Origin of the sequence: Cytobacillus sp. FSL R7-0696 (assembly GCF_038006865.1) — a bacterium.
In the GTDB taxonomy this organism is placed as follows: Bacteria; Bacillota; Bacilli; order Bacillales; family Cytobacillaceae; genus Cytobacillus; species Cytobacillus kochii.
Genome location: NZ_JBBOWA010000001.1, coordinates 1,160,637 through 1,186,183 on the forward strand (window position 1 = coordinate 1,160,637; position 25,547 = coordinate 1,186,183).

Sequence of the window (25,547 nt, forward strand, 5' to 3'; positions counted from 1 at the left end):
GACCACCTTTTTAAAAGTGGTCTTAATTACTTTTCATATGCTGGTTCCTCCTTCTTCCGAACTCAAATAACCGTTTTTTCCTTACCTTTAAGGGTACGCTTATTTTTACCCCTCCCCTTAAAATAGGCAGTGCTTTTTAAATTAATGTTGATATTTTTCTAATTTCATATTCGTGAACTGCGAATTCCCCACCTGTCATAAAATGAGCAGTTGGTTTCAATGTCCTAACATAGATATAAGCACCACCATAATTTCCATCATCATCTGGTTCATTATCTAGTTCTGACGTATAACTCAAAACCCGTACTTGGAATTCAGTATCATCAGTACAAATGATTTTTATATCTTTTCCAACTGTATCTGATAACTTCACTATCTAATTCCCCCTTTAAATCGTCCTCGTCTTCGAATGAAGTATTTTTAATCCTTTTGCCGATTCCCCGCTAAATCCATTGATCCCTAAAAAATTATCAGTCATGATGAATTTTTTGTTGGTTCTTTTTCCTGAGCTTTCCCTTTCAACTTCGCCAGTACCAGCACACATCAAACAATTTTTGAATGTCTCTAGTAGCACCTACCTTTCGAATAAAACAACATTCACCTTTCATCTTTAGAAATATATCGCTACATTATATATGGAAGCATTAAGAAAAGTGGCTGAAAATTGATATAAAAAAAGAAGGCTGAATAAACAGCCTTCTTCCTCTGATATATAAGGGTCTATATGATGTTTATTACATCATGCCGCCCATTCCACCCATACCGCCCATGTCAGGCATTGCAGGTGCGTTTTCTTCTGGTTTATCAGCTACGACTGCTTCTGTTGTTAGGAACATGGCAGCAACTGAACCAGCGTTTTGTAGAGCTGAACGTGTTACTTTGGCAGGGTCAACGATACCAGCGTCGATCATGTTTACCCATTCGCCTGTTGCAGCGTTGAAGCCAGTGCCTACTTCTTCGCGTTTTAGGCGATCTACGATGATAGATCCTTCTAAACCTGCGTTGTGAGCGATTGTGCGTACTGGCTCTTCCATTGCACGTAGAACGATGTTGATACCTGTTTGAACATCGCCTTCTTCTTCTAATGCAGCAACTTTGTTGTATACGTTAAGAAGGGCAACACCACCACCAGATACCATACCTTCTTCTACGGCTGCGCGTGTAGAGTTTAGGGCATCTTCAATGCGTAGTTTACGTTCTTTAAGTTCTGTTTCTGTAGCCGCTCCAACTTTTACGACTGCTACGCCACCAGCTAGTTTAGCAAGGCGTTCTTGTAATTTTTCACGGTCGAATTCAGAAGTTGTTTCGTCCATTTGTTTACGGATTTGGTTTACGCGGCCTGCGATTTGGTCGCTTGCACCAGCACCTTCAACGATTGTTGTGTTTTCTTTTGTTACAACGACTTTAGAAGCGCGTCCTAGAGAGTCGATTGTAGCAGATTTAAGGTCACGACCTAGCTCTTCAGTGATTACTTCACCGCCAGTTAGGATAGCGATATCTTCAAGCATTGCTTTACGACGGTCACCGAATCCAGGCGCTTTAACAGCTACTGCATTGAATGTTCCACGTAATTTGTTCACTACTAATGTAGATAATGCTTCGCCTTCTACATCTTCAGCGATAAGAAGTAATGGTTTACCTTGTTGTACTACTTGCTCAAGTACTGGTAATACTTCTTGAATGCTTGCGATTTTTTTGTCAGTGATTAAGATGTAAGGATCATCTAATACTGCTTCCATTTTATCTGTATCTGTTACCATGTAAGCTGAGCTGTATCCACGGTCGAATTGCATACCTTCAACGATATCCATTTCTGTTGTGAATCCTTTAGATTCTTCGATTGTGATAACACCGTCGTTACCTACACGTTCCATAGCTTCAGCGATTAATTGTCCAACTTCTTCGTCAGCAGCAGAGATGGATGCTACTTGCGCAATAGACTCTTTGCCTTCGATTGGTTTAGAGATCGCTTGTAGCTCTTCAACTGCTGTAGCAACCGCTTTTTCGATCCCTTTACGGATACCCATTGGGTTTGCACCAGCTGTTACGTTTTTCAAACCTTCGCGGATCATTGCTTGCGCTAGAACCGTTGCAGTTGTTGTACCGTCACCAGCTACGTCGTTTGTTTTACTTGCTACTTCAGCAACTAGTTTCGCACCCATGTTTTCAAATGCATCTTCTAGTTCGATTTCTTTAGCAATTGTTACACCATCATTTGTAATTAATGGAGAACCGAATTTCTTCTCAAGAACCACGTTACGTCCTTTAGGTCCAAGAGTTACTTTTACTGCATCTGCAAGTGTATCCACACCACGAAGCATCGCGCGGCGAGCGTCTTCACTAAATTTAATATCTTTAGCCATTATTAAGTACCTCCTCTAATAGTTAAAAATCTTTATAATAAGTATATAGCTGTTTTTTTATTAACCGATCACAGCAAGAATGTCGTTTTCACGTAAAATTAAGTATTCTGTACCTTCGTATTTCACTTCTGTTCCTGCATATTTTGAGAAGATAATAAGGTCGCCTTCTGCAACTTCTAATGCTACACGTTCACCATTTTCTAGTACACGTCCAGTACCAACTGCTACGACTTTACCTTCTTGAGGCTTTTCTTTCGCGCTATCTGGTAGTACGATACCGCTTGCAGTTTTTTCTTCCGTTTCAACAAGCTCGATAATAATTCGATCACCTAGTGGCTTCAACAAGTGAAACAACCTCCTCAATTCATTCAAAAATTATTTTATTAGCACTCGTTAGTCTTGAGTGCTAACACAATTATTATATTAATCAAAACTACTCTTTTTTGCAAGTAAGAACCTTGCAATTTTGCAAAAAAAAATGCGAACCTCTCCATTCTATACAACTTCTATTTGTTTTATGCATTTCATAAGGATGTACTATTTGAAACCAATAGTGTTTAACAGGTAAAATAAATATTAGTGTAACTTCTTTAAGAATAGGAGACTAGCCATTGAAAAAAGAGTATTGGTTTATCATTATGATTTATATAGCCATGCAATTATCAGCCATCGTTGGCGTTCCTGCCATTCTTTTTTTAGGTAATATGTTAGGATACAGCTTTGATGAGGTTGCAAAAATTGCACCGCCACTCTGGATTGTCATTAGTTTTACAATTACCCTTCTCTTAACTTTGTGGTTTTTACGGAAAGAAAGCAAAGAGATGTCAATGAGGAATCAAGCACCATTATCGACTTCTATCGGGTGGGCGATTGCAGGTATTCCGCTAGCATTTATTGCTCAAACAGTTGCAGCGAATATTGAATTAATGCTCGGCATTGATATGGGGTCAGATAATACGCAGCAAATTATGTCATTAATTGAAACGTCTGCTCTTGTGATTATCGTTGTTTCCATTATTGGGCCGATTTTAGAAGAGATCATTTTCAGGAAAATCATTTTTGGTTCCTTGCATAAACGATTGAACTTCTTTTTATCAGCACTGATTAGTTCATTAATTTTCTCTCTCGCCCATGGGGAAATTGAGCACTTACTTCTTTATGCAGCGATGGGCTTTACGTTCGCGTTTTTATATGTAAAAACCAATCGTATTCTCGTACCGATCATTGCTCATGTAGCGATGAATACCTTTGTCGTTGTGATTCAATTGAATATGGATAAGCTAGAAAAATATATGACAGAATTAGAAACGGTACAAATGATTTTTAGCAGATTAGGATGATGTTAGATGAGAACACCTTTGTTCACAGGGATTATCTCCCTTCTTTTTGGATTTGTATTTATTTATTTTGCAATTATTAACCTTCAAAACGGTGGAGGTTGGGGATTTTTAACGATCTTCATTTTGATTTTTGCCACTTTTGATATTGGTGGCGGGATTAAATTAATCGCTATGCATTATCGTATGAAAAAGAAAGAGGATAAAAAATAGAGCTGACTCCATGTAAACTGTACCCTATAAGATAGACACTTTGAAAAAAGTCCATCTTATAGGGTACTTTTGTTTATAATGAGAAAAAAAGATGTCGGAGTAGATTGAAATGACGAAAAGATTACTTACAAAGAAAGAACAAGAGCAATTAAAGCAAAACCCTAACGTGAAAGCAGTGAGTGAAAAAACAATTACTTACACAGACGAATTTAAACGTCATTTCATTGTGGAGAATGAGAATGGTAAACTACCACGAGAAATATTTGAGGAGTCTGGTTTAAATGTTGATTTAATTGGAATGGGACGTATTAAAACTGCCGGAAAACGTTGGCGGGCAGCTTATCGTAAAGCTGGTGTGGAAGGCTTACAAGATACGCGTAAAACAAATTCGGGTAGGCCATTAGAACGTGAATTAACGTTAGAAGAAAAGATTGCACGATTAGAAGCAAAAAACCGATTACTTGAGGCAGAGAATGAACTATTAAAAAAGCTCGATTTACACGAAAGGCAGATGTTGAAAAAGAAGTAAAAATGGCACCAGAATTAAAGTATAAACTCATCCAGGAAACGATAAAAAAATACAAATTGAAGCGTATGGTGAGCTATTTATGTGAAGTAATCGGCGTATCTCGTTCAGGTTACTACAACTACTTCCTGGAAGAGTCCGCACAAAGGCGTACAGCTAAAGAGGAAACGGATGAAGTAGTAAAAGAAATCATTTTAAAGGCGTATCATTTCAGTGGGCGCAAAAAAGGGGCACGCCAAATTAAAATGACGCTTCAAAACCAATACCAGATCACGTACAACTTAAAACGAATTCGTCGTATTATGAATAAATTTGAGATTGTTTGTCCAATTCGTAAAGCAAATCCTTATCGACGCATGGCCAAAGCAACAAAAGAACATCGTACGTGTCCAAATCATTTACAACGCAACTTTAAGCAGGGTGTGGCGGGCAAAGTACTCTTAACTGATATCACGTATTTACCATATAAGGGTGGTAAGTGTGCTTACTTATCAACGATTAAAGATGGAGAGACGAATGAAATTTTGGCTTATGAAGTATCAGATTCATTAAGTATGGATATTGCCTTAAATACGCTTCGAAAACTAAAACGAAAAAACCATCACCTAAAAGATGACGCTTTTATTCATTCAGATCAAGGTTTTCATTATACCAATCCACAATTTCAGAAACTTGTGAAGAAAACAGGTTTAGGTCAGTCGATGTCACGCCGAGGAAACTGTTGGGATAACGCGCCTCAGGAATCATTCTTTGGGCATTTAAAGGATGAAACAAATATAAAAGAATCTGAAACACTAGAAGAAGTAAAACAAGAGATTAAGAGATATATGGTATATTACAACCATTATCGAGGTCAATGGAATTTGAAAAAGCTGCCGCCTGCAAAATACAGACAGCAGCTTCAACAAGTTGCCTAGGCTTTTTCAAAATGTCCTTTACAAAGGGTACACTTTAATGCGGGTCAGCTCCTTTTTTATGATGGATAGTGTTTTAAGAAGTATACTAATGATTGCAATTCGACCGCCAAATCAATATGATGGATGCGAATATGGGAAGGAACCGTTAACCGCGCTGGCGTAAAGTTCAAGATTCCCTTTACATGACTTTTAACGATTCGATCCGTAATTGGTTGTGCCGCATGAGACGGTACAGTCAAAATGACAACTTGAATATGGTGCTCATCAATCAACTTTTCTAGGTCATCTAAATGACGGACAGGTACCTCTCCTACAGACGTGCCAACCCTACTTTCTGAAACATCAAATGCCACTTCAATCTTTGTATTATTATTTTTTAAAAAATTATAATTTAAAAACGCTGTACCTAGATTCCCTACACCAATTAACGCTACCTTTGTCACTTCATCTTGATCGAGTGTCTTACGGAAAAATCCTAATAAGTAATTTACGTTATATCCGTAACCTTTTTTCCCTAAAGCACCGAAATAGGAGAAATCTCGTCGAATTGTTGCAGAATCTACTTTCACCGCTTCACTTAATTCTGCTGAAGAAACTCGCTGCTTTCCTGATGCGTGTAAATTTTTCAAAAAACGATAATACAAAGGCAATCGCTTAGCCGTTGCTTGAGGGATTTTCGTTGATTCATTGGACATAGGCTCCACTCCATTCCATTTACTTAAGCCCTTCTAAAATCACCGTTTTTACCACCGGTTTTCTCTACTAAATATGTTGGTCCTATTACCATGCCTTTATCTACTGCTTTGCACATATCATATACCGTTAAAGCGGTAGCTGTAGCAGCTGTCAACGCTTCCATTTCTACTCCGGTATGCCCATTTGTTTTCACTGTACAATCAATATGTAACACATACTGATCCTCTACCTCTTCCCAATTGAAGGATATATCAATTCCGGTTAAGGCGAGTGGATGACACATCGGGATGATATCAGATGTCTTTTTTGCAGCCATAATGCCTGCCACTTGAGCAACAGCAAGCACATCACCCTTTTTCATCGTGCCATCAGTAATCTTCTGATAGATTTCTTGATTTAGCTCAATACTACTATGAGCAATTGCTGTACGGGCAGTTTGTGGTTTTTCACTCACATCCACCATCTTCGCTCTGCCTTCTTCATTAAAATGTGTAAATTCAGCCATTCATAACACCTCACATGAAAATGATACACTATTTTGATTCATCTGTGTAATGTAGTTTTTTATATATTCTATCCAAATAGTGACTTTATTGCCGAACCTCACCTGATTAAGGTACACTATCACTATAACAGAGGTGAAATATAATGATATTATTACAGGTTAATCAGCTTTCGAAAAGTTTTGTGGCTGATCCTATATTAATGAATATAAAGCTTGAAGTACAAACGAGAGACCGCATTGCATTAGTTGGACGTAATGGTGCGGGAAAATCAACTCTTTTAAAAATTATTGCTGGACATATGTCCTATGATTCCGGTGAAATTATTCAATCGAAAGAAACCAAAATCGGTTATCTTGCACAAAATACAGGACTAGAATCTGAGCTATCTATTTGGGAAGAAATGCTTACCGTGTTTGATTATTTGCGTAAACAAGAGAAGGAATTGCGCTTACTAGAAACACAGATGGGCGATGCAACACTCATCGAAAACGGTGAAGCTTACGATAAAATTTTAAAAACCTATGATCAAATGCAAGTCAACTTTAAAGAACAAGGTGGCTATCAATACGAGGCAGACATTCGTTCTGTACTACATGGCCTTAATTTTCAATCGTTTAGCTATGATACAAAAATTTCTGCATTAAGCGGGGGGCAAAGGACGCGACTTGCACTTGCGAAATTATTGTTAACCAAACCTGATTTACTGATTTTAGATGAGCCAACAAACCATTTAGATATTGAAACATTGTCCTGGCTAGAGCAGTATCTTAGTGGTTATGATGGTGCTATATTAATTGTCTCACATGACCGCTATTTCCTAGATAAAGTCGTCAACCAGGTATATGAACTATCACGTAACCATATTAAAAAATACGTTGGTAACTACAGCAAATATCTTGACCAAAAAGCAGCGAATTATGAACGTGATTTGAAAATGTATGAAAAACAACAAGAAGAAATTGCGAAACTAGAAGACTTTGTTCAACGCAACCTTGCCCGTGCTTCGACAACGAAGCGTGCACAAAGCCGGCGCAAGCAGCTTGAGAAGATGGAGCGAATGGATCGCCCCCAAGGCGATGTGAAATCAGCGACATTCGGCTTTCAAATTGAACGTCAATCAGGCAATGATGTGCTAACCGCTGACTCTTTAGCCATTGGCTACCAACAAGAAAAGATCAGTGATCACATTTCATTTCGCATGTCTCGAGGCGATTCCATTGCTTTAGTAGGTCCCAATGGTATTGGAAAGTCGACTTTATTGAAGACCCTTGTAGACAAGCTACCTGCTTTAGATGGCACGTTTCAATATGGCTCAAATATCCGCATTGGGTATTACGACCAACAGCAAGCTGATTTGAGTTCAAATAAAACCGTATTAAACGAGCTCTGGGATGATTACCCTCTCATGCCTGAAAAAGATGTCCGTACCGTGTTAGGTAACTTCCTCTTCTCTGGAGATGATGTCTTGAAAATTGTCTCTACATTGAGTGGTGGAGAAAAAGCAAGATTAGCACTAGCTAAGTTGATGTTGCAAAAAGCAAATGTCCTCATACTAGATGAGCCGACCAACCATTTAGACCTTGATAGTAAAGAAATTCTTGAAAATGCACTAATTGATTTTCCAGGTACGCTCCTCTTTGTCTCTCATGACCGCTATTTTATTAATAGAATTGCAACAAAGGTGATTGAGTTATCAACAAGTGGAGCAACGGAATTTTTAGGGGATTATGATTACTATGTGGATAAAAAAGCGGAAATTGAAGAAATAGAGCTTTTTGAATCAGCAGACCTGCCACAAGAAAGTATCACTAAACCAGAAAAGCAAAGTTATCAACAAGATAAAGAAGCGAAGAAACTAGAAAGACAACGAAAAAGAAGGCTGACAGAAATTGAACAGTTAATCGAAGAGTTAGAAGCGCAAATTGAAACTTACGATGAACAACTCTGTGACCCTGAAATCTTCCAGGACCACGAGAAAGTCCTCGAGATTACAACTAAAAATGAGGCTATAAAAGCACAACTCGAGCAGTTACTTGAAGAATGGAGCGAATTGGGCGATTTAATGTAATTGAGCGTAGCTGGGGATAATCTAATTATCCCCAGCTTTTCTTTCTTCAAGTAAATTGTCCACATTTTTATTCACAGCATAAACGGATTAACAATAGGTAAAACAACACTTTTCCACATTATCCACAATTTTTATGATACTTATCAACAAAAACTCTGAAAATTTTAACATTATCCACAATTGATGTACTACCAATACTTTATTTGATATTGTGAATACCTTCTGTCATCACTAAAAATAAAAAGACTAGTGAATAGATGATCATGATTCACTAGACTTCATTATTATTGTTGAAACTGTATATCTAACCCCGGGTTTGCATTCATACTCATATCTGAGAACATCCCTTTTTCGAACATTATTGCCCCCACTGCAGCAATCATCGCTGCATTATCTGTGCATAAATGTAATGGCGGAATGACTAAGTCTATCTCTTCCTTATTCTTAAAGGTCTCTGTTAATGCTTTCCGAAGTCCTTTATTTGCTGCAACGCCACCCGCTAATAGTAATTGTTTCACATCATATGCCTCTACTGCTTTTAAGGTCTTGGTCACTAATACCTCAATGACGCTTTCTTGAAAGCTCGCTGCTAAATCCTCTGGTAAGATGGTCTCTCCACGTTGTTCAGCATTATGCACTGTGTTGATGACGGCAGACTTCAATCCACTGAAACTAAAATCAAAGGAGCCTTCTTCTAGCCACGCACGAGGAAGCTTAATTGTCGCTTCTCCTTCATGGGCAAGGCGATCAATATGCGGCCCTCCTGGATATGGCATATTTAGAACTCGCGCTACTTTATCATATGCTTCTCCAGCAGCATCATCCCGGGTTTCACCAATAACTTCAAAATCACCATGTGCTTTCATATAAACAAGCTCTGTATGGCCCCCGGAAACGACTAATGCAAGCGAAGGGAAAGTCATTTCTTTAATTAAGCGATTGGCATAAATATGCCCTGCTATATGGTGCACCCCAATAAGTGGCTTTTGATGAGCAAAGGCAATCGCCTTCGCTGCATTTACACCGACAAGTAGGGCACCCACTAACCCTGGACCTTCTGTCACAGCAACTGCATCGATATCGTTCATCGTCATACTCGCTTTATTTAACGCTTCTTCTAATACAATGGTCATTTGTTCTACATGATGCCTTGAAGCGATTTCTGGTACAACCCCGCCAAACCTTTTATGACTTTCAATTTGAGAAGCGACAACATTAGCGATGATCTCTCTACCATTTTTAATGATGGCTACTGCTGTTTCATCACAGCTTGTTTCTATCCCTAATATATATTGATCTTTTTTCATTTTATATTCACCCACATTACTAAAGCATCTTCATGATTATCCGAATAATAATTTTTTCTAATTCCGCCTTCTTGAAAACCTAGCTTGCTATACAACCGTCTTGCTATCATGTTACTCACCCTTACTTCTAGGGTCATTTTAAGGGCACCCATTTCTTTTACAACATCCATCAGCTGGACCATTAACGCCTCGCCAAGTTTCTTCCCTCTATATTTGGGTAGTATCGCTACATTTGTTACATGGGCCTCGTCTGTGACCACCCATGCCCCACCGTATCCTATCAATTCTTCTTCGTCTTCTAATACAACGTAGACCGAGAATTGGTTCAATGTCATTTCATTATAAAAGGCCTCTCTACTCCAAGGTGAAGAAAAAGATGCCTGTTCTACTTTTAATACTTCATCAATATCATCTTCGTTCATTAACCGAAACGTTAATTTACTGGTCATTGGAGCTTGCTCCCTTTCGTAGCTTCAATCCATTTTGCCTCTGCCTCAGCAAGACGGATATAATTAGGGACAAAATTATGGATATCAACAGCTTCCTTATCTCTACCTAAAATCGCCAATTCAGAAGGACGAGGATTTTGTTCAGTTACACGTGCAAAATATGCCCGATCCCCTAAGTCTGCTTTAATTTGTTCCTTGTGTATGGATAAATCATTACCGACAAATAAAACCGGTTCTTCTCTATTTAATAAACGTTGCGTCCAATTAACGGTCAACGTTAGATGATCCGATGCTAGATCTAATAACCGACTCTCTTGAAATTGATATAAGCCAGTATAAATCTGACCTCTTCTCGCATCAAATAACGGTGAAATGACACCGTTAAAATAATTACCTGCACTCGCTGCCAAAACAGCTAGACTCGATACACCTGAAAGAGGTATATTCAACGTCCAAGCTAATGTTTTAGCTATAGTTACACCAATTCTTACCCCCGTATATGAACCGGGTCCTTCTGCGACAACAATCTTTTCGATATCTTGTGGCAACGTATCGCAATCCTTTAAAAGCATTTCTATCGCGGGCATTACACGAACTGAGTGATTCTTTTTGATATTCGTGATATATTCCCCAATAATTTTGTCGTCATCTACTAGAGCGATCCCTAGTGTATAATTTGACGTGTCTATAGCTAATATTTTCATTTTACTAACTCCTCACACAGCTTCACATAGCGTTTTCCTTTTGGATGGAGCGCTATTCTTCGTTCTTCATTTCCGGTATAATGGATTGCAATCTTTAACCTTTCTTCTGGCAGTTGCTCTTCTATTAGATGTGCCCATTCCACGACGGTCACACCCTGCCCATGAAAATACTCATCAAACCCAAGATCTTCATCGCCATCTTCCACCCGGTAAACATCCATATGGTACAAAGGCAGACGGCCATTGTATTCCTTTATAATAGTGAATGTTGGGCTATTCACATTTCGTTCAATACCAAGGCCTAACGCAAGCCCTTTCGTAAATGTTGTTTTACCTGCCCCTAAATCACCTTCTAATAAAATGACATCACCTGCAGCTGCTTTTTCTCCTAGCCTCTTTGCAAATGCCATTGTTTCTTCCGTATTTTTTGTATCCCACTGGAATTGATCCATTTTATCACCTACATTTGGTCTTTCATTTATTTACAATAATAATGACACATATACATGTAGTTTACATGATTTTTTCATAGACATCAAAGAACACTTTGTTTTGTCGGGACAGTAACCTTTTGCGCGCAATTCCTTGCTCTTTTTCTCTTTGTCTTGCGCGTATCTTCCTTTTGCACGCAATTCCCGGCTCTTTTTCTCTTTCTTTTGCGCGTATCTTCCTTTTGCGCGCAATTCCTTGCTCTCTTTCTTTTTCTTTTGCGCGTATCTTCCTTTTACGCGCAATTCCTTGCTCTCTTTCTTTTTCTTTTGCGCGTATCTTCCTTTTGCGCGCAATTCCCGACTCTCTTTCTTTTTCTTTTGCGCGTATCTTCCTTTTGCGCGCAATTCCTTGCTCTTTTTCTCTTTCTTTTGCGCATATCTTCCTTTTACGCGCAATTCCCGGCTCTCTTTCTTTTTCTTTTGCGCGTATCTTCCTTTTACGCGCAATTCCCGGCTCTCTTTCTTTTTCTTTTGCGCGTATCTTCCTTTTACGCGCAATTCCCGGCTCTCTTTTCTTTTTCTTTTGCGCATATCTTCCTTTTACGCGCAATTCCCGGCTCTCTTTCTCTTTCTCTTTCGCGTATCTTCCTTTTGCGCGCAATTCCTTGCTCTTTTTCTCATTCTCTTGCGCGTTTCTTCCTTTTGCGCGCAATTCCCGACTCTCTTTCTTTTTCTTTTGCTCGTATCTTACGTTCCCGCCTAAAACTTTTCAACACTATCTTTTGCCTGTATCTACTATTTAACGGTTATTTCCGTAGAGGCAACTAAAAATAGCTATTCTTAGAAGATACTTAACATATTTTTGGTTTACGCATCCTAATTTGCATTTGTTTTTTGACAAAAAGAAAACCCGCCTAATGGCGAGCTAAAGTGATAGTTTCTCTAGTAATATACAATATGAAGGATAAACTGATCATTACAGCTATTGGGATAGATTAAACGTAAGGATTTTTGTAAATAATAAAGTGTTATATCTCTATCAAGGACTTACAAATTAGTCATGATGTACTTTTTTACGAGGCACAAAACAATTCTACTTGAACCTTTAGAACCTACGTTTTCTACATAAAAAAAACGAAACAAGTTCCTTGTTTCGATACGTTTCACATATAAAATTAAACTGGCGGTCCGGACGGGACTCGAACCCGCGACCTCCTGCGTGACAGGCAGGCATTCTAACCAACTGAACTACCGGACCAGATTGCGGGGGCAGGATTTGAACCTGCGACCTTCGGGTTATGAGCCCGACGAGCTACCGAACTGCTCCACCCCGCGATAATATTATTTTATAAAAATCATATGCCCGGCAACGTCCTACTCTCACAAGGGGACAGCCCCTAACTACCATCGGCGCTGAGAAGCTTAACTTCCGTGTTCGGTATGGGAACGGGTGTGACCTTCTCGCTATCGCCACCGGACTATGAAATTGTAAGGGAATCGTTCCCTCAAAACTAGGTAATGTTGAAGAAGATATTTATTGAGTAATCGCCTGAATGCGTTGCTGACGCGACTACTTACGTAGTGCTGTCTAGCTGCGGCGGCTAGGAGCTCGAGGTCATAAGCCAAATTTGTCATGGGGTTAAAGGACAACCTCCTGTCAAATTCGTCTTATGCTTGTCGCTCCTGGACGAGCCGCCTTCGCATTTCGTTTTTGGTTAAGTCCTCGATCGATTAGTATTAGTCAGCTACATGTGTCGCCACACTTCCACCTCTAACCTATCAACCTGATCATCTTTCAGGGATCTTACTAGCTTGCGCTATGGGAAATCTCATCTCGAGGGGGGCTTCATGCTTAGATGCTTTCAGCACTTATCCCTTCCGCACATAGCTACCCAGCGATGCCTTTGGCAAGACAACTGGTACACCAGCGGTGCGTCCATCCCGGTCCTCTCGTACTAAGGACAGCTCCTCTCAAATTTCCTGCGCCCACGACGGATAGGGACCGAACTGTCTCACGACGTTCTGAACCCAGCTCGCGTACCGCTTTAATGGGCGAACAGCCCAACCCTTGGGACCGACTACAGCCCCAGGATGCGATGAGCCGACATCGAGGTGCCAAACCTCCCCGTCGATGTGGACTCTTGGGGGAGATAAGCCTGTTATCCCCGGGGTAGCTTTTATCCGTTGAGCGATGGCCCTTCCATGCGGAACCACCGGATCACTAAGCCCGACTTTCGTCCCTGCTCGACTTGTAGGTCTCGCAGTCAAGCTCCCTTGTGCCTTTACACTCTACGAATGATTTCCAACCATTCTGAGGGAACCTTTGGGCGCCTCCGTTACTCTTTAGGAGGCGACCGCCCCAGTCAAACTGCCCACCTGACACTGTCTCCCATCCCGATAAGGGATGTGGGTTAGAATTTCAATACAGCCAGGGTAGTATCCCACCGACGCCTCCACCGAAGCTAGCGCTCCGGCTTCTAAGGCTCCTACCTATCCTGTACAAGCTGTACCAAAATTCAATATCAGGCTACAGTAAAGCTCCACGGGGTCTTTCCGTCCTGTCGCGGGTAACCTGCATCTTCACAGGTACTATAATTTCACCGAGTCTCTCGTTGAGACAGTGCCCAGATCGTTACGCCTTTCGTGCGGGTCGGAACTTACCCGACAAGGAATTTCGCTACCTTAGGACCGTTATAGTTACGGCCGCCGTTTACTGGGGCTTCGATTCAAAGCTTCGCGTGAGCTAACCTCTCCTCTTAACCTTCCAGCACCGGGCAGGCGTCAGCCCCTATACTTCGCCTTGCGGCTTCGCAGAGACCTGTGTTTTTGCTAAACAGTCGCCTGGGCCTATTCACTGCGGCTCATCAAGGCTTTAACACCCTAATGAGCACCCCTTCTCCCGAAGTTACGGGGTCATTTTGCCGAGTTCCTTAACGAGAGTTCTCTCGCTCACCTTAGGATTCTCTCCTCGCCTACCTGTGTCGGTTTGCGGTACGGGCACCTTATTCCTCGCTAGAGGCTTTTCTTGGCAGTGTGGAATCAAGAACTTCGGTACTAAATTTCCCTCGCTATCACAGCTCAAGGTATATGACCATGGGATTTGCCTCATGGTCCCTCTAACTGCTTAGACGCACATCCAATCGTGCGCTTACCCTATCCTCCTGCGTCCCCCCATCACTCAAACAGAATACGGTGGTACAGGAATATCAACCTGTTGTCCATCGCCTACGCTTTTCAGCCTCGGCTTAGGTCCCGACTAACCCTGAGCGGACGAGCCTTCCTCAGGAAACCTTAGGCATTCGGTGGATGGGATTCTCACCCATCTTTCGCTACTCATACCGGCATTCTCACTTCTAAGCGCTCCACCAGTCCTTACGGTCTAGCTTCAACGCCCTTAGAACGCTCTCCTACCACTGAACATCAACGATGTTCAATCCACAGCTTCGGTGATACGTTTAGCCCCGGTACATTTTCGGCGCGGAGTCACTCGACCAGTGAGCTATTACGCACTCTTTAAATGGTGGCTGCTTCTAAGCCAACATCCTGGTTGTCTAAGCAACTCCACATCCTTTTCCACTTAACGTATACTTTGGGACCTTAGCTGGTGGTCTGGGCTGTTTCCCTCTTGACTACGGATCTTATCACTCGCAGTCTGACTCCCATGGATAAATCTTTGGCATTCGGAGTTTGTCTGAATTCGGTAACCCGATGAGGGCCCCTAGTCCAAACAGTGCTCTACCTCCAAGATTCTTACGCATGAGGCTAGCCCTAAAGCTATTTCGGAGAGAACCAGCTATCTCCAAGTTCGATTGGAATTTCTCCGCTACCCACACCTCATCCCCGCACTTTTCAACGTACGTGGGTTCGGGCCTCCATCCAGTGTTACCTGGACTTCACCCTGGACATGGGTAGATCACCTGGTTTCGGGTCTACGACCACATACTCATTCGCCCTATTCAGACTCGCTTTCGCTACGGCTCCGTCTGTCCAACTTAACCTCGCATGTAATCGTAACTCGCCGGTTCATTCTACAAAAGGCACGCTATCACCCATTAACGGGCTCTAACTACTTGTAGGCACACGGTTTCAGGATCTCTTTCACTCCCCTTCCGGGGTGCTTTTCACCTTTCCCTCACGGTACTGGTTCACTATCGGTCACTAGGGAGTATTTAGCCTTGGGAGATGGTCCTCCCTGCTTCCGACGGGATTTCTCGTGTCCCGCCGTACTCAGGATCCACTCTGGAGGGAACGAAGTTTCAACTACAGGGCTTTTACCTCCTATGGCGGGCCTTTCCAGACCTCTTCGTCTATCTCGTTCCTTTGTAACTCCGTATAGAATGTCCTACAACCCCAAGAGGCAAGCCTCTTGGTTTGGGCTAATCCCGTTTCGCTCGCCGCTACTCAGGGAATCGCGTTTGCTTTCTCTTCCTCCGGGTACTTAGATGTTTCAGTTCCCCGGGTCTGCCTTCCATACCCTATGTATTCAGGTATGGATCCTATCCCATAACGGATAGGGGGTTTCCCCATTCGGAAATCTCCGGATCAAAGCTTACTTACAGCTCCCCGAAGCATATCGGTGTTAGTCCCGTCCTTCATCGGCTCCTAGTGCCAAGGCATTCACCGTGCGCCCTTATTAACTTAACCATTGTTCGGCTTGCGATAAGCTACGCATTTCGGCGTCAGCTCACTCGTCAACATCCTCATGTGCACAAGACGCACACTCCGGTGTTTCCTCGCTCGCTTCCTTGAACTGCTTGCTTCTCACAACCCTCACGGTTGTGTTTTTTAAAAAAAGTTTAGTATCTCTACTCTATTACTATTATATAGAGAGAAAATAACTAAGGTGGCGATTACTCGGTAATCTTCTTCATTACATTATCTAGTTTTCAAAGAACGATTGAATTGAGAGATTATACTCTCAAAACTGAACGAACAGTCTAACATCAAGTTAATTCCGTATATTCCTTAGAAAGGAGGTGATCCAGCCGCACCTTCCGATACGGCTACCTTGTTACGACTTCACCCCAATCATCTGTCCCACCTTAGGCGGCTGGCTCCAAAAGGTTACCCCACCGACTTCGGGTGTTACAAACTCTCGTGGTGTGACGGGCGGTGTGTACAAGGCCCGGGAACGTATTCACCGCGGCATGCTGATCCGCGATTACTAGCGATTCCGGCTTCATGTAGGCGAGTTGCAGCCTACAATCCGAACTGAGAATGGTTTTATGGGATTGGCTAAACCTCGCGGTCTTGCAGCCCTTTGTACCATCCATTGTAGCACGTGTGTAGCCCAGGTCATAAGGGGCATGATGATTTGACGTCATCCCCACCTTCCTCCGGTTTGTCACCGGCAGTCACCTTAGAGTGCCCAACTGAATGCTGGCAACTAAGATCAAGGGTTGCGCTCGTTGCGGGACTTAACCCAACATCTCACGACACGAGCTGACGACAACCATGCACCACCTGTCACTCTGTCCCCCGAAGGGGAAAGTCCTATCTCTAGGATTGTCAGAGGATGTCAAGACCTGGTAAGGTTCTTCGCGTTGCTTCGAATTAAACCACATGCTCCACCGCTTGTGCGGGCCCCCGTCAATTCCTTTGAGTTTCAACCTTGCGGTCGTACTCCCCAGGCGGAGTGCTTAATGCGTTTGCTGCAGCACTAAAGGGCGGAAACCCTCTAACACTTAGCACTCATCGTTTACGGCGTGGACTACCAGGGTATCTAATCCTGTTTGCTCCCCACGCTTTCGCGCCTCAGCGTCAGTTACAGACCAGAAAGTCGCCTTCGCCACTGGTGTTCCTCCAAATCTCTACGCATTTCACCGCTACACTTGGAATTCCACTTTCCTCTTCTGCACTCAAGTTCCCCAGTTTCCAATGACCCTCCACGGTTGAGCCGTGGGCTTTCACATCAGACTTAAAGAACCGCCTGCGCGCGCTTTACGCCCAATAATTCCGGACAACGCTTGCCACCTACGTATTACCGCGGCTGCTGGCACGTAGTTAGCCGTGGCTTTCTGGTTAGGTACCGTCAAGGTACCGGCAGTTACTCCGGTACTTGTTCTTCCCTAACAACAGAGTTTTACGATCCGAAAACCTTCATCACTCACGCGGCGTTGCTCCGTCAGACTTTCGTCCATTGCGGAAGATTCCCTACTGCTGCCTCCCGTAGGAGTCTGGGCCGTGTCTCAGTCCCAGTGTGGCCGATCACCCTCTCAGGTCGGCTACGCATCGTCGCCTTGGTGAGCCGTTACCTCACCAACTAGCTAATGCGCCGCGGGCCCATCTGTAAGTGATAGCAGAACCATCTTTCAATCTAATTATATGTATAAATAGATATTATCCGGTATTAGCCCCGGTTTCCCGGAGTTATCCCAGTCTTACAGGCAGGTTGCCCACGTGTTACTCACCCGTCCGCCGCTAATCTTTGGGAGCAAGCTCCCTCAGATTCGCTCGACTTGCATGTATTAGGCACGCCGCCAGCGTTCGTCCTGAGCCAGGATCAAACTCTCCAATAAAGTGTTTGATTAGCTCATTTGCACCTATGGTGCTTTGTTGCTGATAAATCAGCTTTTTTAGAATTACGCTTGACGTTTTACGTTCGTTCAGTTTTCAAAGAACAATCTTTTTCGGTAATGGAGCGGGTGAAGGGAATCGAACCCTCATCATCAGCTTGGAAGGCTGAGGTTTTACCACTAAACTACACCCGCATTTAATTAATTTGTTGGTTTCGCATGGTCGGGAAGACAGGATTCGAACCTGCGACCCCTTGGTCCCAAACCAAGTGCTCTACCAAGCTGAGCTACTTCCCGTAAGTATATGGCGCGCCCGAGAGGAGTCGAACCCCTAACCTTTTGATCCGTAGTCAAACGCTCTATCCAATTGAGCTACGGGCGCCTTGAAGCAACTCTATTATAATATCACACTAATTTTAATGAGTCAAGTATTTTTTTAAATCTTTTTGGTGCGGCCGAGAGGACTTGAACCTCCACGGGTTATTCACCCACTAGGCCCTCAACCTAGCGCGTCTGCCATTCCGCCACGACCGCATAAATTGTTTAAGATGAGCCATGAAGGACTCGAACCTTCGACCCTCTGATTAAAAGTCAGATGCTCTACCAACTGAGCTAATGGCTCATAAAAATGGCTGGGCTAGCAGGGATCGAACCTGCGAATGACGGAATCAAAATCCGTTGCCTTACCGCTTGGCTATAGCCCATTATTAAGATATGGCGGTCCGGACGGGACTCGAACCCGCGACCTCCTGCGTGACAGGCAGGCATTCTAACCAACTGAACTACCGGACCTAACCTTTAAAAAGATGACCCCTACGGGATTCGAACCCGTGTTACCGCCGTGAAAGGGCGGTGTCTTAACCGCTTGACCAAGGGGCCATAACATAAAAAAAAGAAAAAACAAATATGTATATAAGAATGGCGGAGAAGGAGGGATTTGAACCCTCGCGCCAGTTGCCCGACCTACACCCTTAGCAGGGGCGCCTCTTCAGCCACTTGAGTACTTCTCCAAAATGGCTCCGCAGGTAGGATTCGAACCTACGACCGTTCGGTTAACAGCCGAATGCTCTACCACTGAGCTACTGCGGAATATGTTAAAAGAGAATATGTAGTCAACAAGCACTGCCTTATCGACTCTTTAAATTATAATTACCACCATGTAAAAAGTCAAGCATGAATTTCAATTATTTTTATCAGCAGATATTAACACTAATTTGCCCATACATTGGCCACATCTATACTTGTTTGTGTTGATTCGACGCTTCCTTCTATAAAGTTGATTGCACTGGTTACATTTATACTTAATGTAAGAAACTTTCTGAGGTAAAGACGAACAATGCCTCGGTGCACCTACTTTAGCCATTAGCCTCCGAAAATCACTATCTCGATGTTGATAGCCTGCCCCAGCCAAATGCAGATGGTAATGACATAGTTCATGTTTAATAATACCAACTAATTCTTCCATTCCTAGATGCTGATAATATGTCGGATTAATTTCAATGCGGTGATCAGACAGCATATATCGTCCTCCGGTTGTTCTTAATCTACTATTGAATTTCGCTGTATGACGAAAAGGAAGATCGAACCACCTCAAGGATACTTCTTCAACTAACCTTTGTAATTCCTTATCACTCATTTCTTCACTCCTTTCAAGGATAAAATTAGCACGTGACAACCTATAGGCGCATACAATTGATATACATTAGCATAGCATAAAGGACCGTGGAAAGTGAGAGAAAGGAGGCTATTCCATGCCTGTTTGGTTACAGAACCAAATGAAACGTGCTTTCTTAGAGAAGGACCGTTATCAAATTAAATTATTGAATCAATGCTGGTACTTTTATAGAAAGAAGCATTGTTCTGGTACGTAGGAAACTCCTTCTCAAACAACCCCACAATGAACTACATAAAAAGCCGTTGGGGGAAATACCACGGCTTTTTATGCTTATTTATTTACCTTGTTGGAGCATGGTTAACGCCACTCTGCCTTTTTGTTGATCTACCGAATCAACCCATACAGTAACAACATCACCAACAGATACGACATCTAACGGATGTTTCACAAACCGATTACTTAGCTTTGAGATATGGACTAACCCATCTTGCTTCACGCCAATATCTACAAAAGCTCCGAAATCAACTACATTTCGGACAGTCCCTTGAAGTTCCATCCCTTCCTTCAAATCATCCAGCTTTAATACTTCTTTCTTTAATAGCGGAGCAGGTAATTCATCCCTAGGGTCTCGACCAGGTTTCATTAATGCATCAATTATATCCTTGAGCGTTAATTCACCAATATTTAACTCTTCTGCTGTTTCTTTTATAGATAACTGGCTTAGCGCTTCGATTAATTGTGCAGAGCCTAAATCGTTAGAACTCATCTTTAACATTTTAAGCAATTTACCTACTTCCCCATAGGTTTCAGGGTGAATCGATGTTCTGTCTAATGCTTCTTCTCCATCAACAATTCGTAAAAATCCAATGGCTTGCTCGTACGTTTTCGCGCCTAATCGAGGAATTTTCTTTAATTGTTTTCGATTAGTAAATTTGCCTTCTTCTTCTCTTTTCTTAACGATATTCGTTGCGACAGCCTTCGATAGACCAGCTACATGTTGTAATAGTGATGGAGAAGCTGTGTTCACATTCACTCCAACTTGGTTTACAGCCGTCTCGACAACAAAATCTAATGATTCCGTTAACCTTTTTTGAGAGACATCATGTTGGTATTGACCGACACCGACTGATTTAGGGTCAATTTTTACTAATTCAGCAAGTGGATCTTGTAGTCTCCTCCCGATTGAAACAGCGCTTCTTTCTTCAACTTGAAAGTCAGGGAATTCTTCACGTGCGATATCAGATGCGGAATAGACACTTGCCCCCGCTTCATTTACGATTAAATAATAGATTTCTTCATTCAATTCTTTTAATAAGTCAGCAATAAACTGTTCTGTTTCTCTTGATGCCGTTCCATTACCTATGGCCACCATCTTCACTTCATATGCTTTGAGCATGGAAAGGACTTTATCTTTGGCTACACCTAATTTAGAAACAGGCGGATGAGGATAGATTACATCAATCTTTAATACCTTACCTGTTTCATCAATGACCGCTAATTTGCAGCCTGTACGATAAGCTGGATCTACCGCAAGGACGACTTTCCCTTTTAGCGGTGGTTGTAAAAGGAGATTCTTAAGATTTTCAGAGAAAATTTTAATCGCTTGTTCCTCACCTTTTTCAGTAAGTTCACCCCTTAATTCTCTTTCAATTGATGGTTGAATTAAGCGTTTATAACCATCTTCAATCGCCTCTTCCACAAATGGTGCATTGATATGGTTTGATACAGTGATCCATTTTCGATTTAAATACTGTAAGATTGGCTCTTGTTCCACCTTAATACTGACTTTCAGCACGCCTTCTTTTTCCCCACGATTGAATGCTAGTATACGGTGAGGAACAATTTTACCTACGTTTTCACTATAGTCATAATACATCTCATACACATGCTTTTCGTCGATGCTTTCATCTTTTACAGTTGATTCAATCATTCCTAGTTTATATGTTTTTTCGCGAATCCACTTCCTACTTTGCGCATCATCAGATACCATTTCTGCAATGATATCTCGCGCTCCCTGAAGCGCTTCTTCAACTGTTGTGACACCTTTTTCCTCATTTAGGAAGTGTGTTGCTTTTTCTTCAGGCGTATCATCATTTTGATAGGATAATAACCAAGTGGCTAATGGTTCTAGCTCTTTTTCTTTCGCTACGGTTGCTTTTGTTCTTCTTTTTTGTTTGTACGGACGATATAAATCTTCTACTTCCTGCAATTTCTCCGCTTTTTCTATTTGATTAGATAATTCCGGGGTTAATTTCCCTTGCTCTTCTATTAACCTAAGTACTTCTTGTTTTCTCTGCTTTACGTTTTGTATGTATTGCCATCTTTCAACAATATCTTTGATTTGTACTTCATTTAACGCACCGGTCATTTCTTTTCGATAACGCGCAATAAACGGAACGGTATTTCCCTCTTCAATTAACGCGATGGTTCGATCAATTTGTTTTGTGGATAATGAAAATTCTTTTGCTATTCGTTCAAAAATATCTTTCTTATCATCCATGTCTCTTCACCTTCCTAAGTGCAAACTGTACTATTGCTTTATTCTACCAAAATTTTAAAGGTAAAGCATTTTTGGCTATAGCCCCGTCTTGATTCGTGTTTTATGTAGAGTATAAAAGAGCAAAACAAAAAGCTTGCTGATTGAAACAATCATTGCAAGCTTCCGATTATAAATGTTGCATCGTCTATAAGATTCATGTTCTGCGCCCTAATTAACTTCGCAGTTGCTTCGATTGGTAAATATTTATTCATCAGTTTTTTTATACCAGAAATGGGGTATCCATCTGAAAACATCAAGAATTTAATTCCGTTTGTATAATCAAAACGGTGAATTTTAAATGCTTGACGCTTTCCTGACAAATAACCCGATGTTGGCAGAGGGTAAATGAGCTTTTCAGTATCTCCATAAAAGAAAAAACGAATATTTCCAGTACAACAGTAGGCTAATTCTTTTGTGTGAAAATTAATCTTAATCACACCTACTGCAGCGCCTCTTTTATGTAAAAGTGACTGATTACTTAAATCCATAATGGTTGAAATATCTAAATCGTGATTTTCTCTAACTGTATTGACAACAGCAGATGAAGCTTCATTTGCATATTCTCCACTACCTAAACCATCAGCTAATACACAAATAAAATAATCATCAGTTGTGTGATAATAAAAAGAATCACCACAAACGGACTGACCACGTTTAGCAAGCTGATCGGTAATGACGTCCATTTGATGTGGATCATTCATCATAGAATATACTCCGAGCCTTCATTTTCGGCATGGATGGCTTCTTGCAATTTTTTAATTGCTCTTCTTTGCAGCCTTGATACATGCATTTGAGAAATATCCAGTCTTTCCCCTGTTTCTTTTTGGCTTAGATTTTCTAGAAATGTATACTGGATAACTTGTTTCTCTCGATCTGATAAAACATGCAACACTTTTTCAAGTACGAGCATTTGATTGACTTTTTCATAGCCATCATCCACATTACCGACAATATCCAGGAGCGTAACAGTACCACCGTCAGAATCAGCTTCAATGGAATGGTCAACTGATAACGCCTGATAACTTTTGCCCATCTCCATTGCTTCTAAAACTTCTTCTTCTGTTACTTCTAGAGCATCAGCAATTTCCTCGACCTTAGGCGAACGTTGCAAAGCAGTTGTTAATTCTTCCGCCGTAGCTTTAATCTTGGGCCCTAATTCTTTTATTCGTCTCGGTACATGCACGCTCCAAGTCTTGTCTCGTAAGAAACGTTTAATCTCACCGATGATTGTCGGAATAGCAAATGCTTCAAACGTTTTACCAAAAGAGGCGTCATATCTACGAATTGCACCAAGTAGTCCAATCACACCTACTTGAACAATATCTTCGTGATAAGGTCTACCTTTAGAATATTTTCGTGCGATGGATTCAACCAATTTGTAATACTGTTCAACAAGTTGTTCCTGTGCGTATTCGTCCTGATGTAATTGATATTGTTGTATGAGATCATTAATCTCTTCTTTTGATCGTTGTTTAGGTTGAGATTGCTTCTGCATCACTCTCCACCTGCTCTCCTTCTAGGTACTTAGTCATAAAGACTGTTACACCTTTTTGATGATGAATTTTCACTTCATCCATTAATGTTTCTATTAGGTAAAGGCCTAATCCTCCTTCTCGTAAAAATTCAACAGAATCATTTGCTTGGTAAGGACCTGCACTGTCTCTTGCTTGTTGAAAATCCAAGCTCTCACCTTCATCCGCAACCATGACTTCTAATTTATTTTTATAAAGGCCGAATCCTACAAGCACTTCACCATTTTCGTTGTTTTTGTATGCATGCTGAACTGCATTTGTACAAGCTTCACTCGTTGCAATCTTCAAATCTTCAATTTCGTCATAGTTAAATCCCATTCTACTGGCAATACCAGATAAGGTTAATCTAATAATACCGACGTATTCCGGCTTCGATGGGATTTTCATCTCAATGTAGTCGTACGACTCGGTCATTTCTTTTCACCTTCCATTTTGGTGCTGATATCAATAATGTCAGCAAGACCAGTAATTTCGAACAGCCTTTTTAAACGACTAGAAAGCCCAATGATTTTAAATTGACCATCGTGCGCACGTACATTTTTAAAAAGTCCTACAAAAACACCTAACCCGGTGCTATCCATATAGGATACACCCGAAAGATCAACAATCATCTCCACATTATCTTTTTCAGAAAGCGGTATAAGTTCTTTCTTTAATTCTGGTGCAGTGTATACATCAATCTCTCCACCTACAGTTACCTCAGTAATATTTTGATTATGATTTACATCTATATTAATGTTCATATTTTTTGCCCACCTTTTAGGAATAGCTGGTTACTCCTCATTTACCCTTTTAATTTTAGCTTAAACATTTCTTCTTAATATAATTAAAGTAAAATCATCCCTTAATTGGAAATCTTGTAATTTTTCAAGTTCTTTATATACGTTTTGCACGATATTTTGTGCTTTTAAGTGTATATTTTTCTCGATTAAGGCCAATAATTCTTCACGTTCAATAAAGCCTTCTTTTGTTCTTGATTCAGTTACGCCATCAGACATCAAAATAATCATATCCCCAGGCATCACTTCTTTTTCGTACTTTCTATATTTCGTATTCTTTTCAATACCTAATAATAAACCCTTTGCAGGCAACTCAGAAAATGTCTGTGTTTCCGCATGATAAAACAAGCCCGGTTCGTGCCCAGCAGAGGCATAGGAAAAGATATGATGATCGATATGGTATGTGCCATAAAACATCGTAATAAACATAGTTAAATCAACATTTTGTTCCACAACACGATTTAAATTCTCCAACACCAAAGTAGGTGTTTTACGATTTTCTGGCAAACTGTCCATAGCATATTTAATCATAGACATACAAAGGGCTGCTGGTAGCCCTTTTCCAATAACATCAGCTATCGCGATACTTACACTATTATTTTCATCCTCAACAAAATTAAAATAATCACCATTCATATGTTTTGCTGGAACGCTGATTGCTCCAATATCCATGTCTTTTTTACATGGAATCTCTGTCCCAAGCAATGTTTTTTGCACATTAGCCGCGATTTCCATTTCGGTTCTTAATTCCTGTTGAATATGCTTTAAATTTTGGTGTTCGCGGTAAGCAAAACCATATGCCACCATCACTTCAAGCAGTATATCAAAAGACTCCTGCATTCTATCGTTAAATTTTTCTGGAAACATCTCAGCCATAATATTTCTATGGATGCTGACAATTTCCTCTGGAGGAATGTTCCGTTCAATTGCATTCCTACTTAACTTTTGTCCTTGATATAATGCCTGCTCTGAACGGTCAGCTAAATAATTCGTTAATATCTCTCTATATTTGGACTCCAATTTCTGTCTGAAATCCATCTCAAGTTCCCC

General features: G+C 41.3%; 22 protein-coding genes, 12 tRNA genes and 3 rRNA genes. 5 read left to right on the forward strand and 32 right to left on the reverse strand.

What is annotated here, in order from left to right:
- Positions 1-136 precede the first annotated feature (136 nt).
- From MKX29_RS06055 to groES, 3 genes are all read right to left on the reverse strand, one after another.
- Positions 137-373, reverse strand: coding sequence for a hypothetical protein (locus tag MKX29_RS06055; protein ID WP_289432751.1), 237 nt, complete (start codon positions 371-373; stop codon positions 137-139).
- Between the two features lie 361 nt (positions 374-734).
- Entirely contained in the window at positions 735-2,363 is a 1,629-nt protein-coding gene (gene groL / locus MKX29_RS06060) for a chaperonin GroEL (RefSeq protein ID WP_095370803.1), read from the reverse strand.
- 60 nt (positions 2,364-2,423) lie between these two features.
- A complete protein-coding gene (gene groES / locus MKX29_RS06065; RefSeq protein WP_095370804.1) occupies positions 2,424-2,708 on the reverse strand; it encodes a co-chaperone GroES in 285 nt (94 codons plus the stop codon).
- A 266-nt stretch (positions 2,709-2,974) separates the two neighbouring features.
- Here groES and MKX29_RS06070 point away from each other — a divergent pair, with 266 nt between their 5' ends.
- The 3 genes from MKX29_RS06070 to MKX29_RS06080 all read left to right on the forward strand — a co-directional run bounded on the left by MKX29_RS06070 (position 2,975) and on the right by MKX29_RS06080 (position 5,356).
- Positions 2,975-3,703 (forward strand): CPBP family intramembrane glutamic endopeptidase, encoded by a 729-nt coding sequence (locus MKX29_RS06070; protein WP_328199980.1) that lies wholly within the window; start codon positions 2,975-2,977, stop codon positions 3,701-3,703.
- Positions 3,704-3,709: 6 nt separating this feature from the next.
- Positions 3,710-3,913, forward strand: a complete 204-nt coding sequence (locus MKX29_RS06075; RefSeq protein ID WP_095370806.1) for a DUF4305 domain-containing protein — start codon at positions 3,710-3,712, stop codon at positions 3,911-3,913.
- A 109-nt stretch (positions 3,914-4,022) separates the two neighbouring features.
- Positions 4,023-5,356 (forward strand): IS3 family transposase gene (locus MKX29_RS06080; protein WP_341104648.1). Its coding sequence is split into 2 segments (ribosomal slippage): positions 4,023-4,404 and positions 4,404-5,356, totalling 1,335 coding nucleotides; the frame shifts between segments, so codons are not numbered across the junction.
- Positions 5,357-5,412: 56 nt separating this feature from the next.
- On the opposite strand, the gene MKX29_RS06085 is transcribed toward MKX29_RS06080, so the two are convergent.
- Entirely contained in the window at positions 5,413-6,051 is a 639-nt protein-coding gene (locus MKX29_RS06085; RefSeq protein ID WP_095370807.1) for a redox-sensing transcriptional repressor Rex, read from the reverse strand.
- 23 nt (positions 6,052-6,074) lie between these two features.
- Positions 6,075-6,557, reverse strand: coding sequence for a cyclic pyranopterin monophosphate synthase MoaC (moaC, locus tag MKX29_RS06090; RefSeq protein WP_095370808.1), 483 nt, complete (start codon positions 6,555-6,557; stop codon positions 6,075-6,077).
- A 143-nt stretch (positions 6,558-6,700) separates the two neighbouring features.
- On the opposite strand from moaC, the gene MKX29_RS06095 reads away from it, so the two are divergent.
- Entirely contained in the window at positions 6,701-8,626 is a 1,926-nt protein-coding gene (locus tag MKX29_RS06095; RefSeq protein ID WP_341104650.1) for an ABC-F family ATP-binding cassette domain-containing protein, read from the forward strand.
- Positions 8,627-8,910: 284 nt separating this feature from the next.
- On the opposite strand, the gene tsaD is transcribed toward MKX29_RS06095, so the two are convergent.
- From tsaD to MKX29_RS06200, 21 genes are all read right to left on the reverse strand, one after another.
- Positions 8,911-9,933, reverse strand: a complete 1,023-nt coding sequence (tsaD, locus tag MKX29_RS06100) for a tRNA (adenosine(37)-N6)-threonylcarbamoyltransferase complex transferase subunit TsaD (protein WP_224939219.1) — start codon at positions 9,931-9,933, stop codon at positions 8,911-8,913.
- Positions 9,930-10,382: a ribosomal protein S18-alanine N-acetyltransferase gene (gene rimI, locus MKX29_RS06105; RefSeq protein WP_224939218.1), complete on the reverse strand. Its 453-nt coding sequence runs from the start codon at positions 10,380-10,382 to the stop codon at positions 9,930-9,932. Before rimI ends, tsaD begins: the two co-directional genes overlap by 4 nt.
- Positions 10,379-11,086: a tRNA (adenosine(37)-N6)-threonylcarbamoyltransferase complex dimerization subunit type 1 TsaB gene (tsaB, locus tag MKX29_RS06110; RefSeq protein ID WP_341104654.1), complete on the reverse strand. Its 708-nt coding sequence runs from the start codon at positions 11,084-11,086 to the stop codon at positions 10,379-10,381. Before tsaB ends, rimI begins: the two co-directional genes overlap by 4 nt.
- A complete protein-coding gene (gene tsaE, locus MKX29_RS06115) occupies positions 11,083-11,538 on the reverse strand; it encodes a tRNA (adenosine(37)-N6)-threonylcarbamoyltransferase complex ATPase subunit type 1 TsaE (protein WP_224939216.1) in 456 nt (151 codons plus the stop codon). Before tsaE ends, tsaB begins: the two co-directional genes overlap by 4 nt.
- Positions 11,539-11,599: 61 nt before the next feature.
- Positions 11,600-12,229, reverse strand: coding sequence for a hypothetical protein (locus tag MKX29_RS06120; protein ID WP_341104658.1), 630 nt, complete (start codon positions 12,227-12,229; stop codon positions 11,600-11,602).
- Positions 12,230-12,698: 469 nt separating this feature from the next.
- Positions 12,699-12,775: transfer RNA gene (locus MKX29_RS06125), tRNA-Asp, on the reverse strand.
- A 3-nt stretch (positions 12,776-12,778) separates the two neighbouring features.
- A tRNA-Met gene (locus MKX29_RS06130) sits at positions 12,779-12,852 on the reverse strand.
- Positions 12,853-12,878: 26 nt separating this feature from the next.
- Positions 12,879-12,995 (reverse strand): 5S ribosomal RNA (gene rrf / locus MKX29_RS06135).
- Positions 12,996-13,228: 233 nt separating this feature from the next.
- Positions 13,229-16,161: ribosomal RNA gene (locus tag MKX29_RS06140) — 23S ribosomal RNA — on the reverse strand.
- Between the two features lie 325 nt (positions 16,162-16,486).
- Positions 16,487-18,035, reverse strand: a 16S ribosomal RNA gene (locus MKX29_RS06145).
- Together the 16S, 23S and 5S rRNA genes with 12 tRNA genes alongside form the textbook arrangement of a ribosomal RNA operon.
- A gap of 118 nt (positions 18,036-18,153) precedes the next feature.
- Positions 18,154-18,227: transfer RNA gene (locus MKX29_RS06150), tRNA-Gly, on the reverse strand.
- A 25-nt stretch (positions 18,228-18,252) separates the two neighbouring features.
- Positions 18,253-18,329, reverse strand: a tRNA-Pro gene (locus MKX29_RS06155).
- 8 nt (positions 18,330-18,337) lie between these two features.
- Positions 18,338-18,414: transfer RNA gene (locus MKX29_RS06160), tRNA-Arg, on the reverse strand.
- Between the two features lie 65 nt (positions 18,415-18,479).
- A tRNA-Leu gene (locus tag MKX29_RS06165) sits at positions 18,480-18,566 on the reverse strand.
- A gap of 15 nt (positions 18,567-18,581) precedes the next feature.
- Positions 18,582-18,654 (reverse strand) — tRNA-Lys (locus tag MKX29_RS06170).
- A gap of 7 nt (positions 18,655-18,661) precedes the next feature.
- Positions 18,662-18,736, reverse strand: a tRNA-Gln gene (locus MKX29_RS06175).
- An 11-nt stretch (positions 18,737-18,747) separates the two neighbouring features.
- Positions 18,748-18,824: transfer RNA gene (locus tag MKX29_RS06180), tRNA-Asp, on the reverse strand.
- Between the two features lie 15 nt (positions 18,825-18,839).
- Positions 18,840-18,911, reverse strand: a tRNA-Glu gene (locus MKX29_RS06185).
- A 40-nt stretch (positions 18,912-18,951) separates the two neighbouring features.
- Positions 18,952-19,042 (reverse strand) — tRNA-Ser (locus MKX29_RS06190).
- A gap of 4 nt (positions 19,043-19,046) precedes the next feature.
- Positions 19,047-19,121: transfer RNA gene (locus tag MKX29_RS06195), tRNA-Asn, on the reverse strand.
- 91 nt (positions 19,122-19,212) lie between these two features.
- Positions 19,213-19,668 (reverse strand): SprT family protein, encoded by a 456-nt coding sequence (locus MKX29_RS06200; RefSeq protein WP_341104659.1) that lies wholly within the window; start codon positions 19,666-19,668, stop codon positions 19,213-19,215.
- Positions 19,669-19,783: 115 nt separating this feature from the next.
- Between MKX29_RS06200 and cmpA the strand changes: the two genes are divergently transcribed.
- Entirely contained in the window at positions 19,784-19,903 is a 120-nt protein-coding gene (cmpA, locus tag MKX29_RS06205) for a cortex morphogenetic protein CmpA (RefSeq protein WP_095370816.1), read from the forward strand.
- A gap of 78 nt (positions 19,904-19,981) precedes the next feature.
- Here the strand turns inward: cmpA and MKX29_RS06210 are convergent, their stop codons facing one another.
- From MKX29_RS06210 to MKX29_RS06235, 6 genes are all read right to left on the reverse strand, one after another.
- The gene (locus MKX29_RS06210) at positions 19,982-22,147 is read right to left on the reverse strand and encodes a Tex family protein (protein ID WP_341104661.1); all 2,166 of its coding nucleotides are present in this window, start codon (positions 22,145-22,147) and stop codon (positions 19,982-19,984) included.
- A 149-nt stretch (positions 22,148-22,296) separates the two neighbouring features.
- Entirely contained in the window at positions 22,297-22,890 is a 594-nt protein-coding gene (locus MKX29_RS06215) for a PP2C family serine/threonine-protein phosphatase (RefSeq protein ID WP_224938125.1), read from the reverse strand.
- Complete coding sequence (gene sigB / locus MKX29_RS06220; RefSeq protein WP_224938126.1) at positions 22,887-23,681, reverse strand: RNA polymerase sigma factor SigB; 795 nt, start codon at positions 23,679-23,681, stop codon at positions 22,887-22,889. Before sigB ends, MKX29_RS06215 begins: the two co-directional genes overlap by 4 nt.
- Positions 23,659-24,132: an anti-sigma B factor RsbW gene (rsbW, locus tag MKX29_RS06225; RefSeq protein WP_095370819.1), complete on the reverse strand. Its 474-nt coding sequence runs from the start codon at positions 24,130-24,132 to the stop codon at positions 23,659-23,661. Before rsbW ends, sigB begins: the two co-directional genes overlap by 23 nt.
- Positions 24,129-24,461 carry an anti-sigma factor antagonist gene (locus MKX29_RS06230; protein WP_095370820.1) on the reverse strand — a complete coding sequence of 111 codons (333 nt, stop codon included), beginning with the start codon at positions 24,459-24,461 and terminating at the stop codon, positions 24,129-24,131. The genes rsbW and MKX29_RS06230 overlap by 4 nt, the downstream gene beginning before the upstream one ends.
- 60 nt (positions 24,462-24,521) lie before the next feature.
- Positions 24,522-25,535, reverse strand: a complete 1,014-nt coding sequence (locus MKX29_RS06235; protein WP_095370821.1) for a PP2C family protein-serine/threonine phosphatase — start codon at positions 25,533-25,535, stop codon at positions 24,522-24,524.
- Positions 25,536-25,547 lie beyond the last annotated feature (12 nt).

Excerpts from the sequence above, each read along its gene's own strand:
- groL (WP_095370803.1), bottom strand. The coding sequence starts at position 2,363 with ATGGCTAAAGATATTAAATTTAGTGAAGACGCTCGCCGCGCGATGCTT.
- MKX29_RS06075 (WP_095370806.1), top strand. The coding sequence starts at position 3,710 with ATGAGAACACCTTTGTTCACAGGGATTATCTCCCTTCTTTTTGGATTT.
- MKX29_RS06085 (WP_095370807.1), bottom strand. The coding sequence starts at position 6,051 with ATGTCCAATGAATCAACGAAAATCCCTCAAGCAACGGCTAAGCGATTG.
- moaC (WP_095370808.1), bottom strand. The coding sequence starts at position 6,557 with ATGGCTGAATTTACACATTTTAATGAAGAAGGCAGAGCGAAGATGGTG.
- MKX29_RS06095 (WP_341104650.1), top strand. The coding sequence starts at position 6,701 with ATGATATTATTACAGGTTAATCAGCTTTCGAAAAGTTTTGTGGCTGAT.
- tsaD (WP_224939219.1), bottom strand. The coding sequence starts at position 9,933 with ATGAAAAAAGATCAATATATATTAGGGATAGAAACAAGCTGTGATGAA.
- rimI (WP_224939218.1), bottom strand. The coding sequence starts at position 10,382 with ATGACCAGTAAATTAACGTTTCGGTTAATGAACGAAGATGATATTGAT.
- tsaB (WP_341104654.1), bottom strand. The coding sequence starts at position 11,086 with ATGAAAATATTAGCTATAGACACGTCAAATTATACACTAGGGATCGCT.
- tsaE (WP_224939216.1), bottom strand. The coding sequence starts at position 11,538 with ATGGATCAATTCCAGTGGGATACAAAAAATACGGAAGAAACAATGGCA.
- MKX29_RS06200 (WP_341104659.1), bottom strand. The coding sequence starts at position 19,668 with ATGAGTGATAAGGAATTACAAAGGTTAGTTGAAGAAGTATCCTTGAGG.
- cmpA (WP_095370816.1), top strand. The coding sequence starts at position 19,784 with ATGCCTGTTTGGTTACAGAACCAAATGAAACGTGCTTTCTTAGAGAAG.
- MKX29_RS06210 (WP_341104661.1), bottom strand. The coding sequence starts at position 22,147 with ATGGATGATAAGAAAGATATTTTTGAACGAATAGCAAAAGAATTTTCA.
- MKX29_RS06215 (WP_224938125.1), bottom strand. The coding sequence starts at position 22,890 with ATGATGAATGATCCACATCAAATGGACGTCATTACCGATCAGCTTGCT.
- sigB (WP_224938126.1), bottom strand. The coding sequence starts at position 23,681 with ATGCAGAAGCAATCTCAACCTAAACAACGATCAAAAGAAGAGATTAAT.
- rsbW (WP_095370819.1), bottom strand. The coding sequence starts at position 24,132 with ATGACCGAGTCGTACGACTACATTGAGATGAAAATCCCATCGAAGCCG.
- MKX29_RS06230 (WP_095370820.1), bottom strand. The coding sequence starts at position 24,461 with ATGAACATTAATATAGATGTAAATCATAATCAAAATATTACTGAGGTA.
- MKX29_RS06235 (WP_095370821.1), bottom strand. The coding sequence starts at position 25,535 with ATGGATTTCAGACAGAAATTGGAGTCCAAATATAGAGAGATATTAACG.